We start from the raw sequence: 13,725 nt of genomic DNA on the forward strand, positions 1-13,725 counted from the left end.
TTTCTTTAAAAAACTTTTTAATCTGCTTTGCGGCCCACGCCCGCCATGCGAGCAAGGCGAGGCGGGCAGGTTTGCGTGAGGCTATCTTTTAAGCAAACACCGGATCATCCTAAAGCCATGTCAGACGAAACCAAAACGCCCATTCTGGAGATGAAGGGGATCACCAAACGGTTCCCCAATGTGGTCGCCAACGAAGATGTGGATGTGGAGCTTTATCCGGGTGAGGTTCTGGCCCTGCTGGGTGAAAACGGTGCGGGCAAGAGTACCCTGATGAATGTCCTGGCCGGCATGTACCGGGCGGATGAGGGCGAGGTCTTTATCCGGGGCAAACGCGTCGAGATTGATTCGCCGCGAGATGCCATGCGGCTCGGCATCGGAATGGTCCACCAGAACTTTATGCTGGTGGACACCATGACGGTGGCGGAAAATATCATCCTGGGATTACCCGACCTGCCGTTTGTCCCGGATATGGCAGATATCCGTGGCCGCATCCGGCAGCTTTCTGAACGCTACAATCTTCAGGTCGATCCGGACAGTCGCATCTGGCAGTTGAGCGTCGGCGAGCAGCAGCGGGTTGAAATTTTAAAGCTCATTTACCGCGGCGCTGAAATCCTGATACTGGATGAACCCACCGCCGTCTTAACCCCCCAGGAATCCAAAGAGCTCAACGGTATTCTGCAGCAGATGACCGGTGAAGGCAAATCCGCCATCTTCATCACCCATAAAATGGAGGAGGTCATTGCGTTCTCCGACTGGGTGAGGGTGCTCAACAAAGGCCGCCTGGTCACCGTTAAACAAACTGGCAAAACCAATCCCCAGGAGCTGGCCCGCTTGATGGTCGGTCGGGACGTGCTCTTTCAGCTTGAAAAAAAGGAGCGCGAGCTGGGAGAAGTTGCCCTTGAATTAGCAGATGTCAGTGCAAACGACGACAAGGGGATGGCGGCCTTGAGCGAAATCTCTCTTAAGATACATTGCGGTGAAATCCTGGGTGTTGCCGGCGTGGCCGGAAACGGCCAGAAACAGCTGGTTGAAATTCTCACCGGTCTGCGCAATGTCAGCAGTGGAACCATCCGCATCTTTAATGAAGACAAAACCAACAAATCACCGCTGGATATCATCAATTCCGGCGTCAGTCACATCCCGGCGGACCGGATCGCCAGAGGCGTTGCCGGTGATATGAGTGTGGCCAACAATCTGGCCATGAAATGCTATCGCAAGCCCCCACTGGTAAAAAAGGGCCTTCTGCACCCTGCCCGCATACTCGATCTGGCAAGCCGTATGATTGATCTGTTTCGCATTGATACCCCCACCCCGCATACCCACGCCAAGTTTTTGTCCGGGGGCAATATCCAAAAAACCATTTTAGCCCGCGAAATCGATGCCTGTCGTGGGCTGCTGGTGGCCGCTTACCCGGCCCGGGGTCTGGATGTGGGTGCCACTGAATTTGTGCGCAAACAGATGATCGAGCAAAGCGAGGCGGGTACCGCTGTTTTGCTGGTATCGGAAGACCTCGAGGAACTGGTGACCGTAGCGGATCGAATTGCGGTGTTGTTCGAAGGCAAAATTATGGGAATTCTGCCCTCCAGCAAGGCTGACACCGAAACATTGGGAATGATGATGGCCGGTGTGACATTAGAGGAGATAACAGCTTGATCTGGGCTTAATCGAATTGGAGACGAATTGATGCGGTTTGTTTTCGAAAAACGAAAAACACTTTCTCGCAAAGCCATCTTCCTGGTTCCACTGGCGTCTTTTTTTATCTCGCTTATCTTAACCGCCATCTTGCTGGCCATCTTCAAAACCAATCCGTTTGTGACCTTTATTGCCATGTTTAAGGGCGCTTTCGGATCATGGCCGAATTTCACCGAAACTCTGGTAAAAGCCACACCGCTGATGCTGGCCGGTCTGGGCATATTGATCGCTTTCCGTTTAAAATTCTGGAATATCGGCGCCGAAGGCCAGCTGACCTTTGGCGGCATTGCGGCGACCTGGGTGGCGCTGTTTTGGTCCCCTTTTCTGCCATCCTGGATGGTTTTGCCGCTGGCCATCCTGGTGGGCATGCTGGCGGGGGCTTTCTGGGCCGGCATTCCCGCCCTGCTCAAAGTGCGCTTAAAGGTGGATGAAGTGCTGACCACCTTGATGCTCAATTACGTGGCGATTCTTTTTGCAGAACATCTCTATTACGGACCATGGCGCGACCCCAAAGGCTTCGGCTTCCCCGGCACACCACAGTTCCCGGATTTTACCTGGCTGCCGAGGATTGCCGGACGCGCCCATCTGGGGCTGATATTTGCGCTGGCCCTGGCATTGGTGCTCTGGTTTGTGCTCAACCGCACCCGCTGGGGTTTTGAACTCAAGGTCATCGGTAATAATCCTGGCGCTGCCCAGACCCAGGGCATTAAAATCGCTAAAAATATCATGATTGCTTTACTGCTGGCCGGTGCCCTGGCCGGGCTGGCCGGGGTCTGTGAGGTTACCGGGATTTCGCGCAGATTGCAGCAAGGCCTTTCCATCGGCTATGGGTATACGGCGATCATTGTCGCCTGGCTGGCACAACTTAATCCCATCGCAGCCATATTTGTGGCCCTATTAATCGCTGCCCTTCTGGTCGGCGGCGACCAGGTTCAAATGATGATGGGATTACCGGCCGCCATGGGCCTCGTATTGCAAGGCATGCTGCTTTTTCCCATGCTGGCGGGCTCCCTGTTTACCGAATATAAATTACGTATCATCAAACCCAAAACAAGGGAGGCCCAATCTGGATGATATCAGAAGACAGAGGTCAGACGACAGAAGTCAGATTGAAATAATGGATATTGAAACGCTTCATCTGTCCTCTGTTTTCTGTCCTCTGTTATCTGTTCGCTGACACCTGAATCCGCCTCAGGCGGAACACCTGAAACCATTGGTAGTAAGAATATGATCGAACTGGTAACATCTTTAATGGCCATCACCCTGCGCTCCGGGACGTCTCTGATGTATGCCACCGTCGGAGAAATTTATACCGAACGCTCGGGGATTCTCAACTTAGGCGTTGAAGGCACAATGCTTATGAGTGCGGTGACCTCGTTTGCCACCGTTTATCATACCGGCAGCCTGTTTTTGGGAATTCTGGTGGCCATGCTGGTGGGTGGGGCCATGTCCAGCATTCATGCATTTTTATCGATTACCATGCGGGCCAACCAGGTGGTCAGTGGTTTGAGCATCACCCTCTTCGGTTCCGGGATGGCCAGTTTTTTAGGGCAGCGGCTGGGCCCGGAATCAAACAGAGGCTATCTGGTGGGGCTGGTAGGCCCCAAATTTGAACCCTTTGCTATACCGCTTTTAAGCGATTTGCCGATCATCGGCGCCGTCTTCAATCAAGATGTGATGACCTATATTGTTTATCTCCTGCTGCCAGCCGGCTGGTACTACCTTTACAAAACCAGTAATGGCTTGAATTTGCGGGCGGTGGGCGAGAACCCGCAAACCGCCGATGCCATGGGAATCAATATTGCACGGACGCGCTACCTGTATACCATCCTTGGCGGCATGCTGGTGGGTATTGGCGGCGCCCATCTGTCACTGTCCTACGCCCCGGGGTGGACCGAAAACATTACCGGCGGCAGAGGCTGGATCGTCATCGCTCTGGTGATCTTTTCGATGTGGAATCCGGCCAGGGCGGTCTGGGGCGCCATCCTTTTCGGCGGCATCAATGCCGTACAGTTCCGCCTGCAGGCATCGGGAACAAACATTCCGGCCGCCTTTTTAAATATGATGCCGTACCTGGCCACCGTTTTGGTGCTCGTCGTTTTAACCTGGTGGGAAGCATTGAGCAAACGCGTGGGCGCGCCCAGTGCGTTGGCCAAGTCCTACATGCGGGAAGATAAATAGAGTCTTTATTGCGCTTGAAAGCGCAATATCAGTTGTCAATCGCCAGTTGTCCGTAGCAAAATCTTTTGGATTCACAAGGCAGTAGCATAAATTCTACATCATTCTTTTTACAACGGACAACAAACAACTGACGACTAACAAATTTAGTAATCCCTCAATTTTAGAGAGGTACAATATGCAAGCGACTCAAACGCGTTACACGAAGACATTCCCCATATCCTGGGAACAGCTGCATCGGGATTCCAAGGCGTTGGCCTGGCGTCTGGTGGATATGCAGGCCTGGAAAGGCATCGTTACCATTACCCGGGGCGGTCTGGTGCCGGCGTCCATCATTGCGCGCGAGTTGGAAATTCGCCTGGTGGATACCGTCTGTGTTTCCAGTTACGATGGTCGCGATCAGGGCTCAAGCTCGATATTAAAATCGGTGGATATCGACAGCGAGGACTGGCTGCTGGTGGATGATCTGGTGGATACCGGCCAGACGGCCCGTCTGGTCCGGGAGATGATGCCCAAAGCGCACTTTGCCACCGTCTACGCCAAGCCCGAGGGGCGGCCGCTGGTTGACACCTTTATCACCGAGGTCAGCCAGGATACCTGGATTTTGTTTCCTTGGGATACCGAATCCCAATTTGTACAGCCCATCGTGGATATCAAACAGGACCAGCCATAAATTGGTGTAACCCAAAATTTTATCTGACTTCACTTGTTTAGAACTTACACTCAAATCTGACATCGACTTAATTACAAATCCTATTGTCACCATTACTAGTAGTTGCAAACTGAGCGGATATCAGCTACATAGCTGTAGTTTGATGATATCTGAAGGTTTCTCCAAATATCGTTACCCGATTAATATCGTGTTTACGGGTAACCTATCTGCTCATTAAAACTTAAGAATAAGCACAAGGCGAAAGAATGGTTTGCGGAATAAGATACGGAGAGCCTATATGATCTGATGATTCTTTTGAGCAACATGCCCCCTGAGTAACTCAATCCCATCAAGAAAGAACGGCTTATGTATGTTTCAAACGAACTTGCAGGCAAACCCAAAAACATGCGCTACAATACAACCTTTTCACGTTTGTTAAAGCTTGTTTTGGATATGTCAGAAAGAGAACGGTTTTTGTTGTTAGAATACGCAAAGTCAATCACCGATGAACGCTTGTCTCCCAGGAAATCGTGTTTAATACCGGTCAATTGTATCCTTAATAATCACAGCCATAAAGGATTAATCCTCGATTTTAATTCGACTGGCGCTTATATTGATATTAACGCATCTCTTCCTGTCGGTCAGAAAATAACTCTCGCTTTTTTTAGTCCATTCACTTTTGAGAATATTCAACTCGGCGGGAAAATTATACGCAGCAGCACATATGGAATCGCTGTAAGCTTCGACAGTTGTTCTATTATGACTTATATTAAAATGCACAAAAATAGAGTACGCAATAGGTGGTAATTCATTTTAATTTTTTAAAATCAAAAATTTATCCTCAACTAATTGTTTTATGAATTATTTAAAATTTACCAGGCAGGAATTTTGCAGATCAATTCTTTAATAATCTCGAAAAAATTCAAATATCCCCCCCTGATGACAATTTCTTCATTTAAAGAAAACTATTAAACTACATGCGCCGATCGTTATAATTATCTTTTCTAATGCGATCATCCTCCCATATGCTTATAAGCACTTAATTGACATTTAAGATCTATTATTTATTTTCTTTTCATATAGTTACTTGGTTGCGGTTATCAAAATTATTGAAGTTCAGCAATGATAGAAATATTATCGGTAAGTAAAATGAAAGCTACCATAATCCATTGCCCAAGATGTAAATTGCCACAACAAAAAACACAAAGATGCCAATATTGTGGTTATATATTTTCTAAAAATACGCTGCACAAAAAAACAATCCGAAACAAGCTAAAAGATATCATCGGTGCGCTTCGCAAAAACCAATCTTATTCAGCTAAGAAGCCAAAATGACAGATGACCGACGCAATATGTTGCCTGATACTTGGAACCTACCTAATAGAGGCTGATAGAAAACCTTTGACAGCTCAAATATCCACCAAGTCTTTGAAGGCCTCTAATCCCGTGATACTATTGACCTCTTGTAGCTCAGTGCGCTATCGGATCAAGTATTGTCTCGTTTAATTTTAAAACGCCAGGCACAATACCAATCATCCGGGTGCTTATCGGGCGGGCAGGCAATGCATTCGGTGGAGATGCGCTGATCGATGCTGCGCGCAAAATAGGTATATTCGACCATCCCGCCTGATTTGCAGGGATAATCATCCAGTCCTTTTCTCTTGCGTGCGTTTTGCACCCGGCATTCATTCATCTGAAAAACAATACTGCCGTCATCTTCGTCGATAATGCTTTGTTCGTTGATGCGTGCATACACCCTGAAATTGAGCGCCTTTTTCAAACCATCCAGCCCGGGCGCCTCGGGCAGTTCCAGGAAATTTTTAATCGATTGGGCTTCGAACGGTGAAAAATGGGCCCAGCAGGTGTCGTTACAGCGCTTGGCATCATCCATACCGCTGCTAAACTCCACTGCCTGAAACCAGACCCCGTCATTGGCCAGCCAGTTGACGGCCACCTGGTCCATCAGTTGCTGAAGCGAAGCTTTTGACATGTTCAGTAACGGCTCCGGCACACCGTCTTTCATTTCAAATCCGATAAATTTGGCCAGCCGACTTAGCTGAATGCCGATACTTCTTTCCGAGGCGGTCTTCAAGATATCCAGCGCGCGCTCCATGCCCATCTGATGCCGCACTTCGGTGAACCACAGGGCATAATGAATCATAATGCGATGGAACATATCCATCACCAGTCGCGCGGTATCCTCCTGACTCAACTCATCGATGCTTCCCACATTTTCATTCATAGATGATTCTCCTACGGAGTGCGATAATTCAGAAATTTCTGTAGAAACGCTTGATTCAGATTAAACCTGAATCGAGCGATTGACGAGGTTGCCGCAGCTACACGGCAGATGGCGTTCCGCTATAGTGTACTATGCGGAACGCCATCTAACACTGTAGATGCGGTAAGATCGGCAAGCCCGAAGGGTTTCAAATTTAAAAATCAAAAACGATAGAATTCCTTAAGAAAAATTTATCCTTTTTTAAATTTGAAACGCTTGATTCAGACTATGGGCGGTATTGCTCCGGCAACACAGGCTCAGCATCCCATTCCGAGGGAAAAAGCTGACTGGGTGTTTCCCCTATTTTTTCTTTTAACTTCTTAAGACCCGGGCGGGCAAATTTGGGATGGCCTTCTACAAGGGTTCTACCATTGATGGCGGCCTCGCTGCGCAGACGATGGCCAACGGTGCGCTCCATCTGGCGCCCCAGCCATAATACCCGATCAACATTGTAGCCGTGTTCAATGCCCATCTCGTCGATCTGAACCAGCATATCCTCCAGGCAGGTCAGGCCGACAAAGCGGGGGTCTTCATAATAGTACTCACCGGTCCCCGGCACCGGGCAGTCATCCAGGAAATTGGCCGGCTGTCCGCCCATGCCGCCCAGGGTGGCTTCAAAATGGGTGATGCCAGCCTGCAGGGTTGCCAGAATCGAAGCCGAGGCCACCCGTTTGGTCTCATGAAAATGGGCGATATGCAGCGAGGTATCCGGTATTTGATCCAGGATCATTGAAAAATAGCGATAGACATCCGGGGCTGATGCGCTGCCGTCGTGGTCGGCATGCTCGATGTCAGAGGCACCAATTTCCAGCCAGCGTTTGGTGAAATCGACGGCATCCTGAAGCTCGGTGGCACCGGCGATCGGGCTGCCCCAGATGGTGCTGACCGTACCGCACATTTTTAAACCGGCATCGGTGCATTTTTTGATACAGCGCTCTGCTTCTTTCCAGTACTCGGGCAGCGTTGTCCCCGAATTGGCGAAATGATGCTCTTCTTCGGTTGAAACCATCATCAAGCAGCGATCCGGACCGAGCCCTTTTTCCTTGAGCCGGATGGCCCGATCAACCGAACCTTCGCGAATCGTGACCGCCGTAATGGTGAGGTCGTCATAGTTGATCCCTTTTTTGGCACAGCGGTTTTTGAAGCGGTCGCTGCGCAGATGGGCCAACACCTCTTCGGCATCGCTAAATTGCGGCATCAGATAAGGATTGCCCAGATTGGTCACCTCGATGTTGCGGCAGCCAGCAAAAATGAGCTCTTCGGCATAAAATATTTTTGCCCGGGTGGAGATAAATTGCTCCAGATGTTGAAACCCGTCTCTGACGGTAATATCGCCAACGGTTACCTTTTTGGGCATTCTCGGAAAAATTTTCCAGTAATCATATTCAGTCATTTTGTTTTCTTCCCTCCTTATGATGAGTTTACGATCAAAAATGGCTTAGTTAATAATGTAATTGTCTCCTGAATTTTAGATAAAATTTAGGAGATTATTCGCCTATGTAGTTTGGTTTGCGTTTTTCTTTAAACGCCGCCAGCCCTTCGAGTCGATCCTTGGTCGGGATGCAGACCCAGTAGGCATTGGATTCAATGGCAAGACCGGTGTGGATGTCGGTTTCCAACCCGCGATTGATGGCGTACTTGGCCTGTTCGATGGCCACCGGCCCGGCTTCACAGATCATGGCAGCCATTTTCTTGCATTCGTCGAGCAAGTCTTTCTGATCACAGACTTTGTTGACCAGACCGATCTTGAGCGCTTCCTCGGCGCTGATGCGCTGTCCAGTAAAAATGAGCTCCTTGGCTTTACCACGACCCACCAGCCGTGGCAGTCGCTGGGTACCACCAGCACCAGGAATGATCGCCAACCGCGTTTCTGTCAAACCCATGGTGGCATTGGTGGCGGCAATGCGGATATCACAGGCCAAAGACAGCTCGGTCCCGCCACCCAGCGCGATACCGTTGACAGCCGCAATCACCGGCTTGTTGAGCTCCTCAATGGAAGTGAACAGATTGCGGATGGTGAAAATATATTCCCTTACCTTCTCCGGCGGCAATGTGGCCCGCTCTTTAAGATCAGCACCCGCACAAAAGGCCTTCTCACCGGCTGCGGTAATAATCACCACACGCACATCCCGCTGAAACCGCAACGCATCGATCTGATCTTTCAACGCATGCAGCAACGGAAAATTTAATGAATTCATGACCTCCGGGCGGTTTAAGGTCAATGTAACGATATTCTCTTCCCGTTCAACCGCTAAAACATTTTCACTCATACATGTCCTCCCACATCAAAAAAGCATCATTAAAGGATAGATCTTATATCGACCCCAAATTAAGAGGTTAAATATTTAAATTTAACAATAATATTAGCATATTATCAATATTGAGCGAGCGCTCGGTCAATTATTCATTAGTAATGGAACTGTACCCATTTGTCAATAGGAATATTGCCCAGATGCAATTAGAGATCAAAAAGCAATTATTTCATAATATTTCAATTAGATAAATAATATGCGCACCTGTAGATTGAAAAACTTGACAAGCCAAATCGAGACATGCTATCCATCGAACGAGCGCTCGTTCAGTTTGCATTTGAAGCTTGCTTTCATCTGCTATGCCGTATAGGAAAAAGTGAAAGATACTGAACCATTTTTGACATAGCAGTCATCCGAATTTAATTCCCATTTTCAGTAAGGAGTATTAAACATGAATGAGGCAGTCATAGTTAGTGCCGTGCGGACCCCGTTGGGCAATTTTAACGGCTCCCTGGCCAATATCGGTGCCACTCGGTTGGGGGCCATGGTAATTCAAGAAGCCATCAACAGGGCCGGCATTCAGAAAAATGACGTCGATGAAGCTATTATGGGGATGGTGCTGCCCTGCGGCTATGGGCAGAATCCAGCCAAGCAGGCTGCCGTCAAGGCGGAATTGCCCTGGGAAACCGAGTGTTTCACCATCAACAAAGTTTGCGGCTCGGGGCTAAAATCTGTCATGCTGGCCGCCCAGGCCATTCAGACCGGTGACGCGGATATCGTTGTGGCCGGGGGCATGGAAAATATGAGTATGGCCCCCTATTTTCTGGAAAAAGCCCGCTTTGGTTATCGCATGGGCACCGGGAAGCTGCAGGACCATATGGTGCACGACGGTTTATGGGATATCGTCAATGATTTTCATATGGGCATTTCTAATGATCTGTGTTCGGAAAAATATGATGTCAGCCGAGAAGATCAGGATCGTTATGCCGCTGAATCGTATCGCCGAACTTTAGAAGCCATCAGCTCCGGAAAATTTAAAGACGAGATCATGCCGGTGGCGATTCCCCAGCGCAAGGGGGACCCGGTGCTGTTCGAACAGGATGAATGCCCGCGGGAGACGAATTATGAAATTCTGGCCAAGATGTCGCCGGCCTTTCAAAAAAACGGCTGGGCCACCGCCGGTAATGCCTCCATCATCAGTGACGGCGCTGCCGCCGTGGTCGTGATGTCCCGGGAAAAAGCCAATGAATTGGGCTGCGACGTTATGGCCACCATCGGCGCCCAGGCATCTGCCGGGCTGGAAATGAAGTATGTTCTGGTGGCGCCTATTTTGGCCATCCCCAAGGTCTTGAAAAAAGAAGGCATATCCCAGGACGCGATTGATTTGTTCGAAGTTAATGAAGCTTTCAGTGGATCCACGGTGGCCGTTTTAAAAGAACTCAATCTGGATGCGGCAAAGGTCAATGTCAATGGCGGTAGTGTGGCCCTGGGCCATCCCATTGGTGCCAGCGGCTGCCGGGTCCTGGTCACCCTTTTGTATGAAATGATCAAACAGAATAAAAAAACCGGTCTGGCCACCTTGTGCTTAGGAGGCGGTGAAGCCGTAGCGATGATTGTCAAAAGGTAATGAAGTTTTCAGGTTTTCCGCCGCAGGCGGATTCAGGTGTCAGCACTTCTAATTGACCCTGACACCCGAAACCTTTTGAATATTAATAGCTGGAATCTATGATTCAAGACGAGAAGAATGAAGAGGTGAAAAAGATGGAGATTAAGACATTTGGTATAATCGGTGCCGGTCAGATGGGCGGCGGAATCGCCCAGGTTGCGGCGATGAGTGGTCTGGATGTCATCATGAATGACATCAAAACAGAATTTGTAGAAAAAGGCTTTGAAAGCATTTCCAAAATTTTGAGCCGCAGCGTTGATAAAGGCAAAATGTCAGAAGACGACAAAAGTGCGATTTTAGGCCGCATCAAAACCAGCGTGAGTTTAGCGGATATGGCATCGGCCGACTATGTGGTCGAGGCTGCCACAGAAAATGAAGAAATAAAATATCAGCTCTTTAAGGATCTGGATGAAATCTGCAACGATGCTGTGATATTGGCCACAAATACGTCATCTATTCCGATCGGTCGCATCGCTGCCCAAACCCAGCGGCCCGAGAAAGTGATCGGCATGCATTTTATGAACCCGGTGCCCATTATGAAGCTGGTGGAAGTCATCCCCGGCATTGCCACATCGGATGAAACCCTGCAGGTCACCTGGGAACTGGCTGAAAAATTCGGCAAAACACCGGCGAAAGCAAATGACTTCCCTGGGTTTATCGCCAATCGCATATTGCTGCCGATGATCAATGAAGCGGTTTATTGCCTCTACCACGGCGTCGGTAACCGTGAAGATATTGATACGGTCATGAAACTGGGAATGAACCATCCCATGGGTCCGCTGGCCCTGGCAGATTTAATCGGTCTGGATACCTGTCTGGCCATTATGGAAACCCTTTATGACGGGTTCAAAGATTCAAAATATCGCCCCTGCCCGCTGCTGCGCAAATATGTCGAAGCCGGCTGGTTGGGGAGAAAAACAGGTAAAGGCTTTTTCGAATATAAATAATCCCGGTTTGCCCGTAGGCCCGTTGAGCCCGTTTGCCGGTCATTGTAAACTGTGAGTAATGATGACAACCGGCCAACGGGACAACCGGTCAACCGGCTAACCGACTGGGAGGGAAGATGCCGCGAAGAAAGGTTAAAAAACGCATCCCTATCGGCCAAAAAATCAAAAAGGCCCGCACAGGGAAAAAAATGAAGCTTGAGCAGCTGGCAAATGAAACCGGCTTTTCCACCGATTACCTGAAAGAAATTGAAGCTGGCAAGTCCATTCCCCCGGTGGGCGCCCTGCTGCAAATTTCCAGAGCACTGGAAATCGACTCAGGAGCTCTGCTCAAAGAGCCGGAGTCAAAGCTTGAAAGTCGCATCAAGGCACACACCAAGCGAACCAAAAATTACGCTTACACGACGCTGACACCCGGAGCTGAAAATAAACACCTGAAGGCGTTTTTGGTCACCGTTGAACCCAAACAAGACCATAAGGGCGTCGGTTACCATCACGAAGGTGAAGAGTTTGTCTATGTCCTGACGGGTAAAATCGAGGTTATTGTGGGAGAGCACGTCAACGTATTGAGTAATGGCGATTCGCTGCATTTCAACTCCGGTATTCGTCACAAGATGACAAACGTCAGCGAAGAGTCGGCTGAGTTGTTGGTTGTAATTTATTCACCTTAACTGGCTGCTGGTCTTTGGCAGCTGGCTTCTGGATCGCGGCTTTATGAGAAAGCTATCGTTTTATTCACAGGATCTGGTCGGTGCCAGCAGCGTGCAGCCGGTGACCGGCAGCTAACAAGGAATTAAAACATGTCTTTCAAGTTAACCGAAGAACAACTCATGGTTCAGTCGATGGTTCGGGATCTGGCCAGAGCTGTATTTGCGCCCAAGGCCATGGAGCGGGATAAGACCAAAGAATTTCCGGGCGACAACTTAAAAAAACTGGGCGAGCTGGGGTTGATGGGCATGATGGTACCCCCCGAATATAACGGCTCCGGCGCCGATTCGGTGAGTTATGTCCTGGCACTTTCGGAAGTGGCTTACGCCTGTGCATCGACTGCCGTGGTCATGTCAGTCCATAACTCCATTGTCTGTGAAAGCATCCTACGCTATGGCAGCGAAGAGCAAAAAAAGAACTATCTTACCCGACTGGCAACCGGCGACATCATCGGGGCCTTTGCCCTGACCGAACCCAATGCAGGCTCAGATCCGGCCCGGCAAACCACCAAAGCCGAATTTGATGGTGACAGCTACATCCTTAACGGCACCAAGCGATTTACCACCACCGGCAAAAATGCAGGCCTTATTATCGTCACCGCCAAAACCGATGAGAGCAAACGCCATCGTGGAATCAGTGCCTTTTTAGTTGAACAGGGCACGCCGGGATTAACGGTCGGTGCGCTTGAAGACAAAATGGGGCTGCGCGCCTCCGATACCACTGATCTTATTTTTGAGGATTGCCGCATCCCGGCCGAAAACCGATTGGGCAACGACGGCGATGGCTTTTTAATCGCCATGACGGGCCTCGATGGCGGCCGTATTGGGATTGCGGCCCAATCGGTGGGCGTGGCCCAGGCGGCCTTTGACGCCGCCGTTCAGTATGCCCAGGAAAGGGAACAGTTTGGCCAGGCCATATCCAAATTCCAGGGGCTGCGCTGGATGATTGCCGATATGGCGACGGAAATCGAAGCGGCCCGGCTGATGACCTTTGCGGCTGCCGAAATGAAAGATCGCGGGGAAAATTACACGGCCCAGGCCTCAATGGCCAAGCTGTTTGCTTCCGAAATGGTCAACCGCACCACCGCCAAAGCCCTGCAAATGCACGGTGGCTACGGTTTTACCAAAGAATATCCGGTCGAGCGCTTTTACCGCGATGCCCGCGTATTCACCATCTATGAAGGCACTTCCGAAATTCAGCGGGTGGTGATTTCCAATCATGTGCTTAAAGACAAGCGCAAACCTTAAAACTGGATTCAAAACCCTCATCTTTTGTCCGATGGCTGTATTATTTTAAATCGAACCGGTTTGAGAATTCCGGTGTGGTTTCAGTGTCAGTGCCATATTAACATC

At 49.6% G+C, this 13,725-nt stretch carries 11 protein-coding genes; 8 read left to right on the plus strand and 3 right to left on the minus strand.

Going from position 1 to position 13,725, the window contains the following annotated elements; all coding sequences use genetic code 11:
- Positions 1 to 75 precede the first annotated feature (75 nt).
- The 4 genes from QNJ26_00630 to gpt all read left to right on the plus strand — a co-directional run bounded on the left by QNJ26_00630 (position 76) and on the right by gpt (position 4,543).
- Positions 76 to 1,653 carry an ABC transporter ATP-binding protein gene (locus tag QNJ26_00630; GenBank protein MDJ0984015.1) on the plus strand — a complete coding sequence of 526 codons (1,578 nt, stop codon included), beginning with the start codon at positions 76 to 78 and terminating at the stop codon, positions 1,651 to 1,653.
- A 30-nt stretch (positions 1,654 to 1,683) separates the two neighbouring features.
- Positions 1,684 to 2,766 carry an ABC transporter permease gene (locus QNJ26_00635; protein ID MDJ0984016.1) on the plus strand — a complete coding sequence of 361 codons (1,083 nt, stop codon included), beginning with the start codon at positions 1,684 to 1,686 and terminating at the stop codon, positions 2,764 to 2,766.
- Between the two features lie 153 nt (positions 2,767 to 2,919).
- Positions 2,920 to 3,873, plus strand: coding sequence for an ABC transporter permease (locus tag QNJ26_00640; GenBank protein ID MDJ0984017.1), 954 nt, complete (start codon positions 2,920 to 2,922; stop codon positions 3,871 to 3,873).
- A 175-nt stretch (positions 3,874 to 4,048) separates the two neighbouring features.
- A complete protein-coding gene (gene gpt / locus QNJ26_00645; GenBank protein MDJ0984018.1) occupies positions 4,049 to 4,543 on the plus strand; it encodes a xanthine phosphoribosyltransferase in 495 nt (164 codons plus the stop codon).
- A 1,465-nt stretch (positions 4,544 to 6,008) separates the two neighbouring features.
- Here gpt and QNJ26_00650 read toward each other — a convergent pair.
- The 3 genes from QNJ26_00650 to QNJ26_00660 form a co-directional block, all read right to left on the minus strand.
- Positions 6,009 to 6,764, minus strand: a complete 756-nt coding sequence (locus QNJ26_00650) for a DUF6125 family protein (protein MDJ0984019.1) — start codon at positions 6,762 to 6,764, stop codon at positions 6,009 to 6,011.
- 265 nt (positions 6,765 to 7,029) lie between these two features.
- Positions 7,030 to 8,196: a pyruvate carboxyltransferase gene (locus tag QNJ26_00655; protein MDJ0984020.1), complete on the minus strand. Its 1,167-nt coding sequence runs from the start codon at positions 8,194 to 8,196 to the stop codon at positions 7,030 to 7,032.
- 94 nt (positions 8,197 to 8,290) lie between these two features.
- Positions 8,291 to 9,073 carry an enoyl-CoA hydratase gene (locus tag QNJ26_00660; GenBank protein MDJ0984021.1) on the minus strand — a complete coding sequence of 261 codons (783 nt, stop codon included), beginning with the start codon at positions 9,071 to 9,073 and terminating at the stop codon, positions 8,291 to 8,293.
- A 433-nt stretch (positions 9,074 to 9,506) separates the two neighbouring features.
- On the opposite strand from QNJ26_00660, the gene QNJ26_00665 reads away from it, so the two are divergent.
- From QNJ26_00665 to QNJ26_00680, 4 genes are all read left to right on the plus strand, one after another.
- Complete coding sequence (locus tag QNJ26_00665; GenBank protein ID MDJ0984022.1) at positions 9,507 to 10,682, plus strand: acetyl-CoA C-acetyltransferase; 1,176 nt, start codon at positions 9,507 to 9,509, stop codon at positions 10,680 to 10,682.
- A gap of 134 nt (positions 10,683 to 10,816) precedes the next feature.
- A complete protein-coding gene (locus tag QNJ26_00670; protein ID MDJ0984023.1) occupies positions 10,817 to 11,668 on the plus strand; it encodes a 3-hydroxybutyryl-CoA dehydrogenase in 852 nt (283 codons plus the stop codon).
- A gap of 116 nt (positions 11,669 to 11,784) precedes the next feature.
- Positions 11,785 to 12,336: an XRE family transcriptional regulator gene (locus QNJ26_00675; GenBank protein ID MDJ0984024.1), complete on the plus strand. Its 552-nt coding sequence runs from the start codon at positions 11,785 to 11,787 to the stop codon at positions 12,334 to 12,336.
- A gap of 129 nt (positions 12,337 to 12,465) precedes the next feature.
- On the plus strand, positions 12,466 to 13,620 hold the full coding sequence (locus tag QNJ26_00680) for an acyl-CoA dehydrogenase (protein ID MDJ0984025.1): 1,155 nt from the start codon (positions 12,466 to 12,468) through the stop codon (positions 13,618 to 13,620).
- Positions 13,621 to 13,725: the final 105 nt, after the last annotated feature.

It is taken from the genome of Desulfobacterales bacterium (assembly GCA_030066985.1).
In the GTDB taxonomy this organism is placed as follows: Bacteria; Desulfobacterota; Desulfobacteria; order Desulfobacterales; family JAHEIW01; genus JAHEIW01.

Excerpts from the sequence above, each read along its gene's own strand:
- QNJ26_00660 (MDJ0984021.1), bottom strand. The coding sequence starts at position 9,073 with ATGAGTGAAAATGTTTTAGCGGTTGAACGGGAAGAGAATATCGTTACA.
- QNJ26_00675 (MDJ0984024.1), top strand. The coding sequence starts at position 11,785 with ATGCCGCGAAGAAAGGTTAAAAAACGCATCCCTATCGGCCAAAAAATC.
- QNJ26_00670 (MDJ0984023.1), top strand. The coding sequence starts at position 10,817 with ATGGAGATTAAGACATTTGGTATAATCGGTGCCGGTCAGATGGGCGGC.
- QNJ26_00680 (MDJ0984025.1), top strand. The coding sequence starts at position 12,466 with ATGTCTTTCAAGTTAACCGAAGAACAACTCATGGTTCAGTCGATGGTT.
- QNJ26_00665 (MDJ0984022.1), top strand. The coding sequence starts at position 9,507 with ATGAATGAGGCAGTCATAGTTAGTGCCGTGCGGACCCCGTTGGGCAAT.
- QNJ26_00650 (MDJ0984019.1), bottom strand. The coding sequence starts at position 6,764 with ATGAATGAAAATGTGGGAAGCATCGATGAGTTGAGTCAGGAGGATACC.
- gpt (MDJ0984018.1), top strand. The coding sequence starts at position 4,049 with ATGCAAGCGACTCAAACGCGTTACACGAAGACATTCCCCATATCCTGG.
- QNJ26_00635 (MDJ0984016.1), top strand. The coding sequence starts at position 1,684 with ATGCGGTTTGTTTTCGAAAAACGAAAAACACTTTCTCGCAAAGCCATC.
- QNJ26_00640 (MDJ0984017.1), top strand. The coding sequence starts at position 2,920 with ATGATCGAACTGGTAACATCTTTAATGGCCATCACCCTGCGCTCCGGG.
- QNJ26_00655 (MDJ0984020.1), bottom strand. The coding sequence starts at position 8,196 with ATGACTGAATATGATTACTGGAAAATTTTTCCGAGAATGCCCAAAAAG.